We start from the raw sequence: 15,982 nt of genomic DNA, 5'->3' as shown, positions 1-15,982 counted from the left end.
TTATGGCAATCATAGGAATATTCTTCGGCAGTGATACTGGCAACACTGAAAATATTGCCAAAATGCTTCAAGAAAGACTGGGCGCTGATAATGCCGAAGTTCATGATATTGCAAAATCCAGTCAAGAAGACATCGAAGCGTTCGATATTCTGTTACTAGGTATTCCTACTTGGTATTATGGTGAAGCACAATGTGATTGGGATGACTTTTTCCCAACACTAGAAGATATTGATTTCAATGGTAAGCTTGTTGCACTATTTGGTTGTGGTGACCAAGAGGACTACGCAGAATATTTCTGTGATGCAATGGGTACTATCCGCGATATTATTGAGCCTCGTGGCGCAGTTATCGTAGGTCATTGGCCAACAGAAGGTTATCATTTCGAAGCCTCTAAAGGGCTTGCAGATGATAATCATTTTATCGGTCTTGCGATTGATGAAGATCGTCAACCAGAATTAACCGAAGAGCGTGTTGACGCTTGGGTTGCTCAAATCAAAGAAGAAATGAGCCTAGACGAAATTCTGGGATAAAATAAATACTCAATATTGAGAATGATAATTATTCAATGGTGTGCTAAGATAGTGTGATAGGTGGGGTGTTTATTTTTAAATATCATGCCTATAATCAATGAGGTTATTTATTCACCCGAGTATTAATGAATAAAACCTATTTGTGAGCACAAAAATTAAATTCACCATTAGCAACAGGATTAAATCCGCATGACCGACAATAATAAAGCGTTAAAAAATGCTGGGTTAAAAGTTACACTTCCTCGCTTAAAGATCTTGGAAGTGCTCCAGGATCCTGAGTGCCATCATGTCAGTGCTGAAGATCTCTACAAAAAACTCATCGATATCGGTGAAGAGATTGGTCTGGCAACAGTGTATCGCGTCTTAAACCAATTTGATGATGCTGGTATTGTTACCCGACATAATTTTGAAGGTGGTAAATCAGTATTTGAATTAACTCAACAACACCATCATGACCACTTAATTTGTCTTGATTGTGGTAAAGTTATCGAGTTTACAGACGATGCAATTGAATTACGCCAAAGAAACATCGCTGAACGTCATGGTATCAAGCTTTCCAATCATAGCCTTTACTTATATGGCCACTGCGCTGAAGGCAATTGCAAAGAAGATAGCCACGCACATGATGAGAAATAATTCATTCTGGATAATCTCTCAGTAAAAAAAAGGAACTGTTCACAGTTCCTTTTTTATTGCCTAAAATCCGAGGATAACTCTACTTAGCCACACTGATACTGTGCTTAATATGTTTTAAATGAACCACAATGGTAAATGTGACAATAACCAATAGTGACCAAGAGCCCCATTTGCCTGCATGTACAGCAGACCAAGCACCAATTTGGTTAGGATATTGCCAAACACCAAAAAATGTACCGAAATTCTCAGCAAGCCAAATAAAGAAACCTATTAGAACAAAAGCGAGTAATAAAGGCATTTTTCGCTCAGTATCATAAGGAGTAAAATAAACCACACTACGAGCATAAAGACCTAAAATAAAGGCAGTTAAATACCAGCGATAATCACCGATAAAGTGATGAGAAAAGAAATTAATATAGATAGCGAGAGCAACCAAAGTTGCCATCCAATAAGGTGGATAATGTTCAATTCGTACTTTTAAAAAACGCCATGCTTGAATTAAATAACTTCCTACCGCAGAGTACATAAACCCTGTAAACAAAGGGACTTCCCACAATTTTGTATAAGCAAAATCAGGGTATTTCCACGATCCAATTGCCGCTGATGTTTTAAATAATTCCATCACAAACCCAACAATGTGGAAAAAACAGATCGCTTTTAATTCATCCCATGTTTCTAGCTTTCCCCACACCATCCATAATTGAAAAGCGATAGCGAGAATAAGAAGCACGTCATAACGAGGTATACCAAAGATACCTTTACTTGGTGTTGCAAATAAAATAAAAAAGAAAAATCCGGCAAATAAACAAGAACGCGCCTCTTTTACACCAAAAAAAAGAAATTCAACAATAAATCGTTTTATACCTTTAAAGGGTTTCAATGGCGGTTCTAATAAAAAATCATCCAATCGCTTTAACATGCTTCTTCCTGAAAACTCGCATTATCGAACAGCATTCAATGCAGAATAATAAATAAGGTGAGATAAAATGAATGGCAAGAAATTTGCCATAGAATAAAAAAACCTACAAGGATGAAAAGGACGAAAAAGAAAGGAATTAAAAAATAAAGGTATTTACCCCCCACTACGATACCCACTCTGACTTCCTTTACTTAGGGTAAATACCTTACGCAAATTTTGCGAAATAACTGAAGCACAGGAGATAAACATAACCCACTCACATTTATCTCAGACGACATGACATGACGACTTTACTTCATTACTTTTACTACATACTGCGATTTTAAAACGACTCTTTACTGCTTTTACTCTTTTACTCTTTTACTTCTACTCTTTTACTTCCACTTTTTACTACTGCTGACAACTTCACTTTATTAACGAGGCTTATTTGTAAGGCTCTTCTTAATTACCGCATCCCTACCTTTCTACTACTTATTTTTACTTATCGTAATCGTATTTAGCTTTTTTAGTTTTATTCAGGATAAAGTGCAATTAATACACTTTATCCTTATGCTGATATTAGAAAATAGTAAATGGCATTATCACGTTAAACTTAACGTCTTTTTCATCTTGGAAAATATTACCAAAACCACCTTCATAACTTGGAATATCGGAGTGGTTATCATAACGGGTATAGTGAAGCTTAAAGAGAGTGCCTTTAGCGCGACCTTCTTGAACCGTATACATAATATCCGCATTCCATGCACTTTCTCTGATACGCTGACCTTGGTCATAAATAGCTTTACCACTTGGCTTAGCATCCCATGCGTAAACATAAGAAGTACCTACTGCCCAGCCTGACAGATCCCAGTTTTTCAGATCATACATAACGCCAGCATAAAGTGCTTTTTCACCATTGGCGTTAAAGTCAGAACGACCATCCCACCAGACATCAAGACGACCATTAGAGGTTGCCCAGCCCGGAGTCATACGTTGTAAGAAATAACCTTGATTACCTTCAGCTTTAACCCACGTTCCTTCTACTTTGAAGTCAAATACATTGTAGGTATAACCAAAAGTCAGTGCTTGTAACCATGCCAGCCCATCATAAACGTCATTAACGCCACCACCGGTAACTTTATCTTTAGCACCGTAGAATTGGTAAGACGTTCTTAATGCATTGTCAGCAATTGGGAAATCATAAGAAACTTTACCAAAATACTGATCGATATAACCATCAGCCTGACCAAATGCAGCTTCTAACACTAAGCTGTTTTTAAAATCATATTTAGCGCCGAAAGAGTGAAGATAGCTGATATTCGTTTCTAGATCAGCTTTACGGAAATTGTACATATTCCGATACCATGGTGCTTTATATTCATCTGTCCACATATAGGAGAAAGATAATTCACCACTTTTATCGAAATCAAAGACAGCGCCCGCTTCAGCACCGCGGTAAGTTCCCGGTAAGAAGCTCCAGTGTGGACGCAATAAGCTTTGGCCTTTAGGTTGAATATATCCACCTTGAGCCCAGAAGTTACCTAATTTGAATTTCGCAGCCGCTTTATAAACGCTCATGCCACTGCGATCGCCAGTCCATTTTTCATCCCAGCGACTTTTTGCATCACTAAAACCGATTTCATTAGGTGCCGCAGGGCCACTGTTATTCAATTCAGCCGCACCAAAGGCAGCTAAATCAATACCAATAAAATCACCAAGGTAACCTGATGAGAAATCGAGATTAGCGTTGAAAGTAGAATGGTGTAAGTTAGCTTTGTATTTGCCGTAATCAGGGCTATTTGGTGTTAACTCTTTTCTATCACGGTCACGTTGCCAATAAAAAAGACCGCCTGTTAAGGTTGAGTCATCAATAAACCCTTCAGCATGAGACATTTTTGCAGGTAGTGCAGTTACAAGCAATGCGCCCATAACGGCAAGTGCCACCCTGCCTGGTTTAGCATTTTGCATAACCATAGCATTGTTTCCTCTTTGACTTTGACTAAAAAAGAAATAAGCACAATGCCTATTTCCAAATATAAAACCCCAAGTGGGGAAAAAACCTAAATTAGGTTATAAACAGCATATTTTTCGCGACGCGAATTATCAACCAAAAAAAAAGAATTTTTATCAAAATATGACAAAGGGCACATAACTAAATGATCGTTTCATTTTCTTTCTTTTATAAAGATTGGTTAAAAATAAACATAATCACTTGATTTAATTGTATTTTATAAATCAATCTTTAAATGATATAAAATTTCGTTTTTATAGAAAGGAATAATAAGTAGTATTTATAAATAATCTTTTTTAATGATGTAAAATATGTGGTGTGAATCACACTTTTCTTATTACAGTGTTATTTAGCGTGATGATATGAAAAAACAAAAGAATAAAGTGATAGTGAATAAACTATTTCAAACGAAATAAATGAAAACTTATCACCTAAAAAAGATAAAACGAGAGGCTAATCAAATTAAGAATAGTAAATATTTAATATCAATAGATGAAAAATTAGGCAAAATAAGCTGTAAAACAGATAAAAAAATGCTCGATAAATAAATTACCGAGCATTTTATTCATTAAGGCACTAATGTGACTTAAAGCACGTCAAATTAGCCTTGTTGAGAAATCTTCGCCCAAGTGTCACGTAAGCCCACAGTACGGTTAAACACAAGTTTATCCGCCGTTGAAAGCTTATCAGCACAGAAGTAGCCTTCACGCTCAAATTGATACGCTTTCTCGATAACCGCATCTTTTAAGCTACGCTCTACAAAACCTTCACGAATAACTAATGATTCTGGGTTAATTGTTGATAAGAAATCATCTTCTGCCGCCGGGTTTGGTACGCTAAATAAACGGTCATAAAGACGGATTTCAGCTGGGATCGCATGTGGAATGCTTACCCAGTGAATAACGCCTTTTACTTTACGTCCATCAGCAGGATCTTTATTTAAAGTCTCTGCATCATAGGTACAGTAAATAGTCGTAATTTCGCCTTGTTCGTCTTTCTCAACACGTTCAGCTTTAATAACATAAGCATTACGTAAACGTACTTCTTTACCTAGCACTAGACGTTTATATTGACGGTTTGCTTCTTCTTTGAAGTCAGCGCGATCAATATAGATTTCACGGCTAAATGGCACTTCTCGCGTTCCCATTTCTGGTTTATTTGGGTGATTTGGTGCAACAAGAATTTCTTCACCTTCTGGCATATTTTCAATCACTAAACGAACAGGATCGATAACAGCCATTGCGCGTGGTGCATTTTCGTTTAAGTCATCACGAATACAAGATTCCAGAGCTGCCATTTCGACGTTGTTTTCTTGTTTCGTCACACCAATACGTAGACAGAATTCACGAATAGATTCTGCGGTATAACCACGACGACGTAAGCCTGAAATTGTTGGCATACGAGGATCATCCCAACCATTCACAATGTTTTCTGTCACAAGCTGATTCAGCTTACGTTTTGACATCACTGTGTATTCAAGGTTAAGACGTGAGAATTCATATTGACGAGGATGACAAGGGATAGTGATATTATCCAGCACCCAATCATATAAACGGCGGTTATCTTGGAATTCTAAAGTACATAAAGAATGTGTGATATTTTCCAGTGCATCAGAGATACAGTGGGTAAAATCATACATTGGATAAATGCACCATTTATTTCCAGTTTGGTGATGTTCAGCGAATTTAATACGATAAAGCACAGGATCACGCATAACAATAAATGGTGATGCCATATCAATTTTCGCACGTAAGCACGCTTTACCTTCTTCAAAGCCACCAGCACGCATTTTTTCAAACAGCGCTAAGTTCTCTTCTACGCTACGTGAGCGATAAGGGCTGTTTTTACCTGGCTCTTTTAATGTACCGCGGTATTCACGAATTTCTTCAGCGCTTAACTCATCAACGTAAGCTAAGCCTTTATTAATCAGCTCAATCGCATATTGATAAAGTTGATCAAAATAATCTGAGGAGTAATGAATGCTACCTTCCCATTGGAAACCTAACCACTGAACATCTTTTTGAATTGAGTTGATGTACTCAATATCTTCTTTTACTGGATTGGTATCATCAAAACGTAGATTACATTTTCCCTGATAATCTTTAGCAATACCAAAATTCAGGCAAATTGATTTCGCATGGCCGATATGAAGATAGCCATTAGGTTCAGGTGGGAAACGCGTTTGAACGCTATTATGTTTCCCAGTAGCCAGATCTTCGTCAATAATTTGACGAATAAAGTTCGTTGGGCGGGCATCTGCCTCATTCATGGTCATTTTTTCCTCAAAGCAAAACGCATAATTAACCCACTATAATCCAATAAGCAGGTTTCATAAATACCTTAGCTAAATACACCCCTGAGATATTTATCAAAATAGAGATAAAAAAACGGGAAGTTTGAAAGACTCCCCGTTTTATCGTCTTATTTAACCATCTCTTTATAGAGGATTAAATATCTAGATAGAATTTATTTTAACACGTTGTAGATAACCGTTTTATTTCCGACCACAACACCATCAACTTGTTCAGCAATCTTATCAAAATCATCGATATTGCTAACAATGACAGGGCTTATCATCGATTTGGCATTAGCGTTCAGATATTCAAGATCTAATTCTAAGATAGGTTGACCGACTTTAACGTCTGCACCTTCTTCAACTAAACGCTTGAAGCCTTTGCCACCTAATGCAACGGTATCAATTCCCATGTGTACGATGATTTCAACACCATTGTCAGTCTCGATACAAAATGCATGATTAGTATCAAAAATCTTAACAACAGTACCTGTTGCAGGTGCCATCACGATATTAGAGGTTGGTTTGATTGCTACACCATCCCCAACAACACCACTAGAGAACGCTTCATCAGGCACATCTTTCAATGCCACGACCTCACCATCAAAAGGCGCAATCATTTCAAGTAACACTTTTGCATTTGTGTTGGCTTGTTTTACAGGTGCTTTTTCAGTAGAGACTGTTGAGGCAGCTGACGCTTCATAAGCTGGCACAGGGCCTTGAGTCAATACATCACGCATAGCGTTAGCGACTAATTCAGCACGTGTACCTACAATCACTTGAACACTTTGTTTGTTTAAGCGAATAACACCTGATGCACCTAAGCGTTTTGCATAGGCATCATTAACAACAGTGGCATCTTTTACATTTAAGCGTAAACGGGTAATACAAGCATCAATACCCGTTAAATTATCAGAACCACCGATAGCTGCGATATATTGACGAGCTTCTTGTTGAATACCTTCTTTACTATTTGCTGGCGCTGTTTTGATATCTTCATCATAGCCATCAGCAGTTTCATCACCCATCACATCATCTTCACGACCCGGAGTTTTCAGGTTAAATTTTGTGATAGTGAAACGGAAAATACCGTAATAGATAAAGAAGAAAACAATACCTTGAACAATCAGCATGTACCAATGAACAGCCAGTGGGTTACGTGAAGATAAGAACATATCCACTAAGCCCGCACTAAAGCCGAATCCTGAAATCCACTCCATGCTTGCTGCGATATAAACAGAAATCGCCATTAAGAATGCGTGAATAACATAGAGCACAGGCGCCACAAACATAAAGGAGAATTCAAGTGGTTCAGTAATACCTGTGAAGAAAGCAGCAAATGCACCTGCAATCATGATACCCGCAACTTTTGCTTTGTTCTCTTTACGTGCGCAGTGATAGATAGCAAGCGCTGCACCCGGTAAACCAAACATCATTACTGGGAAGAAACCTGCTTGATAACGACCTGTTACACCCACAGTTGCTAAGCCAGAATCAATAGCTTGCTGACCTGCAAGGAAGTTAGGAATATCGTTAATACCGGCAACGTCAAACCAGAATACAGAGTTCAACGCATGGTGTAAGCCAACTGGAATTAATAAACGGTTAAAGAATGCGTAGATACCTGCACCTAATGCGCCCATATCTTTAATGCTTTCACCGAAGCTGACTAATCCGCCATAAATCACAGGCCAGATATACATCAGAATAAAGGCGACGATGATCATTAAAAATGAGGTTAGGATAGGAACTAAACGGCGACCACTAAAGAATGACAGTGCGCGAGGCAGTTCAACGCTACTAAAGCGGTTATAAAGCTCGGCAGAAAGTACACCAACCAAGATCCCAACAAACTGGTTATTTATTTTACCAAAAGCAACTGGAACCTCTTCTAAAGGTAGGCCTTTGATCATTGACACCGCAGCTGGAGAGCAAAGCGTTGTCACGACTAAGAACCCAACAAATCCTGTTAAAGCGGCAGCACCGTCTTTGTCTTTCGACATACCATAAGCAACACCAATGGCAAACAAGACTGACATATTGTCGATGATGGCAGCACCAGATTTGATAAGTAAGGCAGCAAGCGCGTTATCGCCACCCCAGCCTACTGGGTCAATCCAGTAGCCAATCCCCATCAGAATTGCTGCTGCAGGTAATGTAGCAACAGGCACCATCAGCGCCCGTCCTATCTTCTGCAGATAACTTAAAATATTCACAAACTCCCCCTTGGATAGCCCCTATGCGGGATCTTATTCATACTCATTCATATTTTATAATAAAATTGATGAGCTAATTATTTAATTCCATTTTTAGTCTAAAAAAATTATTTCGTATCGCAAATTAATTAGTCATAGTTTGTGATTAAAGTCACTAATATCGTATAATTTTTAGCTGAAATGCTGGCTAAGTCAGAAAGCTTATTTTATGATTAAAAATATCTTTTGGCGGGACATTTCGATCATCAGCTAAAAATGAAAAGAAATTCGTGTTATAGATGAGCCACTGATAATCACACGATGAAATAACACGTTACTGAGTTATCAGATTTGTCTTTTTTCTATGAGGTTACTATGAGGTTAATCCCCCTATCCACGGCAAAACAAGTTGGTAAGTGGTCTGCAAATTATATCGTTGAGAAAATCAACGCGTTTAATCCAACCGCAGAGCGCCCTTTCGTACTTGGTTTACCGACTGGTGGCACGCCATTGGCGACATATAAAGAATTAATTGAATTGCATCGTGCAGGAAAAGTCAGCTTCCAACACGTTGTGACGTTCAATATGGATGAATATGTTGGTATTCCATCAGATCATTCACAAAGTTATCGTACTTTTATGTATGAAAACTTCTTTAATCATATTGATATTAAAGATGAAAATATCAATTTATTAAATGGTAATGCTGAAGATCCACAAGCAGAATGCGAACGCTATGAAGCTAAAATCAAGTCTTATGGCAAAATCAATCTGTTTATGGGCGGTGTAGGTAACGACGGTCACATTGCATTTAATGAACCTGCGTCTTCACTCTCCTCACGCACTCGAATGAAAACGCTAACTGAAGATACACGCTTAGCAAATTCACGTTTCTTCGACAATAATGTTAATCATGTCCCTAAATATGCACTGACAGTCGGTGTAGGCACATTATTAGATGCTGAAGAATTAATGATTTTGGCGACCGGTTTTAATAAAGCGCAAGCAGTACATGCAGCAACAGAAGGCGCTGTTAACCATTTATGGACGATTTCCTGTGTTCAACTTCACCCTAAAGCAATTTTAGTGTGTGATGATCCTGCAACAATGGAATTACGTGTAAAAACATTGCGTTATTTCCAACAGATTGAAGCGCAAGAGTGTCAGAAATACCAAGACTAAGTTTAGTAAAATAAGTACCTACTGATTAAGTAGCGGAAAAGGCTAAGCTCTCTTACTTATCAGCCAGAATTTGCTGGCTGATATCGGCTTTTTAGATTGACTTCCCTTATCAGGAGACAAAGGTATGTTTGCCTTAACAAATGCTGTTATTTATACAGGTTACGACCGTTTAGAAAACCACGCCATTATTATTAACGGCTCCCGTATTGAGCAGGTTTGCCCACAGGATCAACTGCCAAAAGATATCACTGTTCGTGATATGAAAGGTGCAATTGTCTCTCCTGGTTTTATTGATTTACAGGTTAATGGTTGTGGCGGTGTGCAATTTAATGATACTCCTGAAAATGTCACCGTTGAAACGTTAGAAATTATGCAAAAAGCGAATGAACGCTTAGGTTGCACTAGCTATTTGCCAACGCTAATTACCTGTTCTGATGAATTGATGAAAATAGGCATTGAAGCAACTCGTGCTTATATGAAGAAACATGAAAATAAAGTATTGGGATTACATTTAGAAGGTCCATATATCAATGTGATTAAAAAAGGGACTCATGATCCACAATTTATTCGTCAACCAAGTGCTCAGATGATTAGCTATTTGTGCGATAATGCTGATGTCATCGCCAAAATCACCCTCGCGCCAGAAATGGTTGATGAAAAGTATGTTCGTCAATTAATCAAAGCAGGTATCATTGTTTCTGCGGGTCATTCTAATTCGACTTATGAAGAAGCACGTAAAGGATTCCGTAATGGTATCTCATTATCGACTCACCTTTACAACGCAATGCCTTATATTACAGGCAGAGGCCCAGGGCTTGTAGGTGCCATTTATGATACACCTGAAGTTTATGCTGGTATCATTGCTGATGGTTTACATGTTTCATGGGCAAATATTCGTAACAGTAAGCGTTTGAAAGGTGAAAAATTACTTTTAGTCACAGACGCAACTGCGCCAGCGGGGCTTGATCCTAGCAAAAATGAGATGGATAGCTTCGTTTTTGCCGGTAAAACCATATATTATCGTAATGGTCTTTGTGTCGATGCAGATGGCACATTAAGTGGATCATCACTAACCATGATTGGTGCAATTAAAAATAGCGTGATCCATGTAGGTATTCCATTAGATGAAACATTGCGGATGACAACTCTATATCCTGCTCGTGCAATTGGAATGGAAAAAGAATTGGGAACAATTGAAGCTGGAAAAATTGCTAACCTCGCTTCTTTTGATAAGGACTTCAACCTTTGTACAACGTTTGTCAATGGTATCGAAATAACTGAATAACTAATGGATGTATATGCTGATGAGTCATAACAACACTGAAACGCAAATTGGCAATATCGATCTTGTTAAACAACTTAACAGTGCGATTGTGTATCGACTGATTGATCAACACGGGCCAATTTCCCGTATCCAAATAGCCGAACAAAGCCAGCTAGCACCAGCCAGTGTGACTAAAATTACTCGTCAGTTGCTTGAACGAGGCTTAATTAAAGAAGTTGATCAACAAGCATCAACAGGTGGACGTCGCGCAATTTCTATTATTGTTGAACACCGCAATTTTAATACAGTCAGTGTGCGATTGGGGCGTAATGATGCCACTGTTGCTCTTTATGATCTAAGTGGAAAAGTCATCATTGAGCAACACTACCCTTTAGAACAAAGTACTCAAAATGAAGTTGAAGCGCTGCTTATCAATGCAATTGATGATTTTATTAAACAAAATCAGCGTCGTATTCGTGAGCTTATTTCAATTTCCGTGATCTTACCCGGTCTTGTTGATCCAAATAAAGGCATTGTTCGTTATATGCCTCATATGAAAGTGGATAATTGGGCTTTGGTAAATAGCTTAGAAAAACGCTTTAGTCTGCCTTGTTATGCAGGACATGATATTCGAAGCCTAGCTTTAGCTGAAAACTATTTTGGTGCTACAAGAGATTGTGAAGACTCATTACTCGTCCGTATCCATCGGGGTGCAGGTGCTGGTGTTATTATTAATAATAAAATTCTGCTCAACCAACGTGGTAACTTAGGAGAGATTGGTCATATTCAAATCGACCCTCTAGGTGAACGTTGCCATTGTGGTAACTTTGGTTGTTTAGAAACGATTGCATCCAATACAGCAATCGAGGCGAAAGTACGCTATCAATTAGAGCAAGGCTATCCAAGCCAGTATTTATCGCCAACACAGTGCCAAATCCAAGATATTTGTCGAGCCGCTGTTAAAAATGACCCGCTAGCAGTCGAAACCATCAAACAAGTGGGTTTACACTTAGGTAAAGCTATTGCAATTGCCATTAACCTATTTAACCCACAAAAAGTGGTTTTAGCGGGTGAATTGACTGAAGCAGCTGAAGTTTTACTTCCCTCAATTCAAAGTTGCATTAATACACAAGTATTAAAAGAATTCAGAGAAGAGCTTCCTGTCGTCACATCAGAGCTTGATCATCGTTCTGCCATAGGGGCTTTTGCCTTGACTAAACGCGCAATGCTTAACGGAGAATTGCTTCAACAGCTATTAGAAAAGTAATTTATTGTTGATAAATTATACTTTTTGCGTTGAATGTATACTTTTCTGAATTTCATTGTGAAATAAGTCTAAAATTCAATCAGTAATATTCAAAGAAAAAGAAATGTAGCGTGAGTTTCTCACCTCATTTCTTTTTTTATACTCATTATTCCCCATCCTTTCCCTCTTTGACTTAATATCATTTCTCTTACTGCTTTGTTTTTTCTTTTTATTCACACACTATTGCGCTTTATTCTTTGAGATATTTTTCATCAATAAGGTTGTTTTTTGGATCTTTTTTCGACAAAATGATTAACCATCGAGCAAACGGACACGTTTCTCGAAAATTAATGCAAAAAGCAGTTGACGGATTTGTCTGTAATACGCATAATGCGCCCCGCAACGCCGACGAAGGTTATGCAAAAAAAGATGGCTATGTAGCTCAGCTGGTTAGAGCACAACACTCATAATGTTGGGGTCACAGGTTCGAATCCCGTCATAGCCACCATCTTTTTGCGGGAGTGGCGAAATTGGTAGACGCACCAGATTTAGGTTCTGGCGCCGCAAGGTGTGCGAGTTCAAGTCTCGCCTCCCGCACCATTTTAACCTCGTCAAGAATTTATCAGTTGGGATATCGCCAAGCGGTAAGGCACCAGGTTTTGATCCTGGCATTCCCAGGTTCGAATCCTGGTATCCCAGCCATATTTCTGATAAATAAGTGTGTTGACAATTGAATTAGCGGATGGGGTATCGCCAAGCGGTAAGGCACCAGGTTTTGATCCTGGCATTCCCAGGTTCGAATCCTGGTACCCCAGCCATCTTTTAAAAGAAAGATAGCTAGATTCAATACGGCTATGTAGCTCAGCTGGTTAGAGCACAACACTCATAATGTTGGGGTCACAGGTTCGAATCCCGTCATAGCCACCATTTTTTGGGATATCGCCAAGCGGTAAGGCACCAGGTTTTGATCCTGGCATTCCCAGGTTCGAATCCTGGTATCCCAGCCATATTTTGAAAGAGAGACTCGCTGAGCGAGTCTTTTTTTCTCCAAGTTGTTGCGGGAGTGGCGAAATTGGTAGACGCACCAGATTTAGGTTCTGGCGCCGCAAGGTGTGCGAGTTCAAGTCTCGCCTCCCGCACCATTGATTACTAACGTGTTAATCACGAAATCAACAGATAAGACTCGCATTGCGGGTCTTTTTTGTTTTTGTCTCTTACGTTTTTCTTGTCTCGGTCTTTTCTCTCAACTTCATCACCCCTTTATCTTCTGACACCTCTGCTCTCAAAAGCTAACATTCCCCACACCATCATTTTTATTTATTCTCATCATTTCACACTTTCTTGATCTCTCTGTACATATATCTCCCTAGATACTATACTCCCCCATAGTATATTTAAGGATTATGTATGCCACACTCACCAGCAGAAAAAAAAGCCGCGTTAACTCGCGTAAGAAAAATTAAAGGGCAACTTCTTGCATTAGAAACTGCCCTTGAAAATGAAAATGAATGCGGTCAGGTATTACAACAAATTGCCGCCATCAGAGGTGCTATCAACGGTCTGATGGCAGGTGTGCTCGAAAGTCATTTACGTGAAGGTCTTATGGATGCTGTCGCTTCTCCTGAAGATCAAAAAAATTCCGTTGATGATGCCATTTCACTTATCCGCACTTACCTGCGTTAATAACAAAAAAAGGATACACCATGAAATCTCGTGCAGCGGTCGCATTTGGACCAGGAGAACCTTTAAAAATCGTTGAAGTTGATGTGATGCCACCAAAAGCAGGTGAAGTACTCATAAAAATCAGCCATACAGGTGTTTGCCATACAGACGCTTTTACACTCTCAGGTGATGATCCTGAAGGTGTATTCCCTGCTATTCTTGGTCATGAAGGCGCTGGTGTGGTTGTCGAGGTCGGTGAAGGTGTCACCAGTGTTAAACCGGGCGATCACGTTATTCCTCTATACACTGCCGAGTGTGGCGAATGTCTATTTTGCAAATCAGGCAAAACAAACTTATGTGTTGCAGTCAGAGCAACGCAAGGTAAGGGTTTAATGCCAGATGGGACAACACGTTTTTCTTACAACGGACAACCTATTTATCACTATATGGGATGCTCTACTTTTAGCGAATACACTGTAGTGGCTGAAGTTTCTCTGGCAAAAATCAATCCAGAAGCCAATCACGAAGAAGTTTGCTTATTAGGTTGTGGCGTAACAACCGGTATTGGTGCAGTTCACAATACGGCAAAAGTACAAGAAGGTGACTCTGTTGCTGTTTTTGGTTTAGGCGGTATTGGTCTTGCCGTTCTTCAAGGTGCAAGACAAGCCAAAGCAGGTCGTATTTTTGCTATCGATACAAATCCTGAAAAATTTGCATTAGCGCGCCAGTTTGGTGCAACTGACTGCTTAAACCCTAATGACTACGACAAGCCTATTCAGCAAGTCCTTGTTGAAATGACACAATGGGGTATTGACCATACTTTTGAATGTATTGGAAACGTCAATGTCATGAGAGCTGCATTAGAAAGTGCGCATCGTGGTTGGGGTCAATCCATTATTATTGGTGTAGCTGGTGCTGGGCAAGAGATCTCAACTCGTCCATTCCAATTAGTTACAGGGCGCTCATGGAAAGGTACTGCTTTTGGCGGTGTTAAAGGCCGTAGCCAATTACCCGGTATGGTTGAGGATGCAATGAAAGGTAATATCGAACTTAAGCCTTTCGTTACCCATAAACTACCGTTAGACAAAATTAATGAAGCTTTTGATTTAATGCACGAAGGTAAATCAATCCGAACTGTTATTCATTTCGATTAATCATTCTCAAGCCTATGTCTCATAGGTTTGTCTTTGTTTTTAAAGGAGTCAAAATGGAAAGGATTGAACGTCACGCCTGTTTTGGTGGTTGGCAAGAAGTTTATCAACATACATCAAAGACGTTAAATTGTGAGATGAAATTTGCTATCTATCTTCCTCCTATGGAAGAAGAGCAAAAATACCCTGTTTTATATTGGTTATCAGGCTTAACCTGCAACGAGCAAAATTTTATTACTAAATCAGGTGCTCAACAATTTGCAGCACAACACGGTATTGTTTTAGTGGTACCTGATACTAGCCCTCGCGGTGAAAATGTCGCTGATGATAGTGCTTATGATTTAGGACAAGGCGCTGGTTTTTACCTTAATGCGACACAATCGCCATGGAATGCTCATTACAATATGTACGACTATATTGTTGATGAACTTCCAGCGCTAATAGAAACGCATTTTCCTGTGACTCATCAACGTGCTATTAGTGGGCATTCAATGGGTGGACATGGTGCATTAACGATTGCATTGCGAAATTCGGCACGCTACAGCAGTGTGTCAGCGTTTTCTCCAATTGTGGCACCATCAGTTGTTCCTTGGGGTAAAAAAGCGTTTAGCGCTTATTTAGGCGATGATACGACACAGTGGCAACAATATGATGCGGTTGAATTAATTAACCAAGCAGAAAGTGTGTTACCTATGCGTATTGATGTCGGACTCGATGATCCTTTCTATCAAGAGCAACTGAAGCCTGAATTATTTGCTCAAGCTTGCGATACAAAACAGTTCCCTTATCAATTGAATTTACATCAAGGGTACGATCACAGTTACTATTTTGTGGCGAGTTTTATTGGTGAGCATATTGCTTTTCATGCCAAGCATTTAAAAGCGTAACAATTATGCGATGATCTTATTGTTGAT

At 39.1% G+C, this 15,982-nt stretch carries 12 protein-coding genes and 7 tRNA genes; 15 read left to right on the top strand and 4 right to left on the bottom strand.

Annotated elements, in window-relative coordinates:
- Positions 1–2 precede the first annotated feature (2 nt).
- Positions 3–530, top strand: a complete 528-nt coding sequence (gene fldA, locus EHE21_RS05365) for a flavodoxin FldA (RefSeq protein WP_004244384.1) — start codon at positions 3–5, stop codon at positions 528–530.
- 189 nt (positions 531–719) lie between these two features.
- Positions 720–1,166, top strand: a complete 447-nt coding sequence (gene fur, locus EHE21_RS05360; RefSeq protein ID WP_023581171.1) for a ferric iron uptake transcriptional regulator — start codon at positions 720–722, stop codon at positions 1,164–1,166.
- A gap of 79 nt (positions 1,167–1,245) precedes the next feature.
- Here the strand turns inward: fur and EHE21_RS05355 are convergent, their stop codons facing one another.
- The 4 genes from EHE21_RS05355 to nagE all read right to left on the bottom strand — a co-directional run bounded on the left by EHE21_RS05355 (position 1,246) and on the right by nagE (position 8,584).
- Positions 1,246–2,085 carry a DUF817 domain-containing protein gene (locus EHE21_RS05355; protein ID WP_194952047.1) on the bottom strand — a complete coding sequence of 280 codons (840 nt, stop codon included), beginning with the start codon at positions 2,083–2,085 and terminating at the stop codon, positions 1,246–1,248.
- 558 nt (positions 2,086–2,643) lie between these two features.
- Positions 2,644–4,038, bottom strand: a complete 1,395-nt coding sequence (gene chiP, locus EHE21_RS05350) for a chitoporin ChiP (RefSeq protein ID WP_088493431.1) — start codon at positions 4,036–4,038, stop codon at positions 2,644–2,646.
- Positions 4,039–4,676: 638 nt separating this feature from the next.
- Positions 4,677–6,344 (bottom strand): glutamine--tRNA ligase, encoded by a 1,668-nt coding sequence (gene glnS / locus EHE21_RS05345; RefSeq protein WP_088493432.1) that lies wholly within the window; start codon positions 6,342–6,344, stop codon positions 4,677–4,679.
- 197 nt (positions 6,345–6,541) lie between these two features.
- Complete coding sequence (gene nagE, locus EHE21_RS05340; protein ID WP_194952046.1) at positions 6,542–8,584, bottom strand: N-acetylglucosamine-specific PTS transporter subunit IIBC; 2,043 nt, start codon at positions 8,582–8,584, stop codon at positions 6,542–6,544.
- 354 nt (positions 8,585–8,938) lie between these two features.
- Here nagE and nagB point away from each other — a divergent pair, with 354 nt between their 5' ends.
- The 13 genes from nagB to fghA all read left to right on the top strand — a co-directional run bounded on the left by nagB (position 8,939) and on the right by fghA (position 15,955).
- Entirely contained in the window at positions 8,939–9,745 is an 807-nt protein-coding gene (nagB, locus tag EHE21_RS05335; RefSeq protein WP_075671607.1) for a glucosamine-6-phosphate deaminase, read from the top strand.
- A 124-nt stretch (positions 9,746–9,869) separates the two neighbouring features.
- Positions 9,870–11,030, top strand: a complete 1,161-nt coding sequence (nagA, locus tag EHE21_RS05330) for an N-acetylglucosamine-6-phosphate deacetylase (protein WP_194952045.1) — start codon at positions 9,870–9,872, stop codon at positions 11,028–11,030.
- A 13-nt stretch (positions 11,031–11,043) separates the two neighbouring features.
- Entirely contained in the window at positions 11,044–12,276 is a 1,233-nt protein-coding gene (nagC, locus tag EHE21_RS05325; protein WP_088493435.1) for a DNA-binding transcriptional regulator NagC, read from the top strand.
- A gap of 410 nt (positions 12,277–12,686) precedes the next feature.
- Positions 12,687–12,763: transfer RNA gene (locus tag EHE21_RS05320), tRNA-Met, on the top strand.
- Between the two features lie 7 nt (positions 12,764–12,770).
- Positions 12,771–12,855 (top strand) — tRNA-Leu (locus tag EHE21_RS05315).
- 27 nt (positions 12,856–12,882) lie between these two features.
- Positions 12,883–12,957 (top strand) — tRNA-Gln (locus EHE21_RS05310).
- Between the two features lie 41 nt (positions 12,958–12,998).
- A tRNA-Gln gene (locus EHE21_RS05305) sits at positions 12,999–13,073 on the top strand.
- A gap of 32 nt (positions 13,074–13,105) precedes the next feature.
- Positions 13,106–13,182 (top strand) — tRNA-Met (locus EHE21_RS05300).
- Between the two features lie 5 nt (positions 13,183–13,187).
- Positions 13,188–13,262 (top strand) — tRNA-Gln (locus EHE21_RS05295).
- 50 nt (positions 13,263–13,312) lie between these two features.
- Positions 13,313–13,397, top strand: a tRNA-Leu gene (locus EHE21_RS05290).
- A 265-nt stretch (positions 13,398–13,662) separates the two neighbouring features.
- On the top strand, positions 13,663–13,938 hold the full coding sequence (locus EHE21_RS05285) for a metal-sensing transcriptional repressor (protein ID WP_036938507.1): 276 nt from the start codon (positions 13,663–13,665) through the stop codon (positions 13,936–13,938).
- 20 nt (positions 13,939–13,958) lie between these two features.
- Positions 13,959–15,071: an S-(hydroxymethyl)glutathione dehydrogenase/class III alcohol dehydrogenase gene (locus EHE21_RS05280; RefSeq protein WP_088493436.1), complete on the top strand. Its 1,113-nt coding sequence runs from the start codon at positions 13,959–13,961 to the stop codon at positions 15,069–15,071.
- 53 nt (positions 15,072–15,124) lie between these two features.
- Positions 15,125–15,955, top strand: coding sequence for an S-formylglutathione hydrolase (gene fghA, locus EHE21_RS05275; RefSeq protein WP_194952044.1), 831 nt, complete (start codon positions 15,125–15,127; stop codon positions 15,953–15,955).
- The last annotated feature ends 27 nt before the right edge of the window (positions 15,956–15,982 follow it).

Source organism: Proteus sp. GOKU, from assembly GCF_015475555.1.
Lineage (GTDB): Bacteria > Pseudomonadota > Gammaproteobacteria > Enterobacterales > Enterobacteriaceae > Proteus > Proteus mirabilis_B.
The sequence above is the reverse complement of the archived record's forward strand: the minus strand, read 5'-3'. Positions and strand labels throughout refer to the sequence as shown.

Excerpts from the sequence above, each read along its gene's own strand:
- fldA (WP_004244384.1), top strand. The coding sequence starts at position 3 with ATGGCAATCATAGGAATATTCTTCGGCAGTGATACTGGCAACACTGAA.
- fur (WP_023581171.1), top strand. The coding sequence starts at position 720 with ATGACCGACAATAATAAAGCGTTAAAAAATGCTGGGTTAAAAGTTACA.
- EHE21_RS05355 (WP_194952047.1), bottom strand. The coding sequence starts at position 2,085 with ATGTTAAAGCGATTGGATGATTTTTTATTAGAACCGCCATTGAAACCC.
- chiP (WP_088493431.1), bottom strand. The coding sequence starts at position 4,038 with ATGGTTATGCAAAATGCTAAACCAGGCAGGGTGGCACTTGCCGTTATG.
- glnS (WP_088493432.1), bottom strand. The coding sequence starts at position 6,344 with ATGAATGAGGCAGATGCCCGCCCAACGAACTTTATTCGTCAAATTATT.
- nagB (WP_075671607.1), top strand. The coding sequence starts at position 8,939 with ATGAGGTTAATCCCCCTATCCACGGCAAAACAAGTTGGTAAGTGGTCT.
- nagA (WP_194952045.1), top strand. The coding sequence starts at position 9,870 with ATGTTTGCCTTAACAAATGCTGTTATTTATACAGGTTACGACCGTTTA.
- nagC (WP_088493435.1), top strand. The coding sequence starts at position 11,044 with ATGCTGATGAGTCATAACAACACTGAAACGCAAATTGGCAATATCGAT.
- EHE21_RS05285 (WP_036938507.1), top strand. The coding sequence starts at position 13,663 with ATGCCACACTCACCAGCAGAAAAAAAAGCCGCGTTAACTCGCGTAAGA.
- EHE21_RS05280 (WP_088493436.1), top strand. The coding sequence starts at position 13,959 with ATGAAATCTCGTGCAGCGGTCGCATTTGGACCAGGAGAACCTTTAAAA.
- fghA (WP_194952044.1), top strand. The coding sequence starts at position 15,125 with ATGGAAAGGATTGAACGTCACGCCTGTTTTGGTGGTTGGCAAGAAGTT.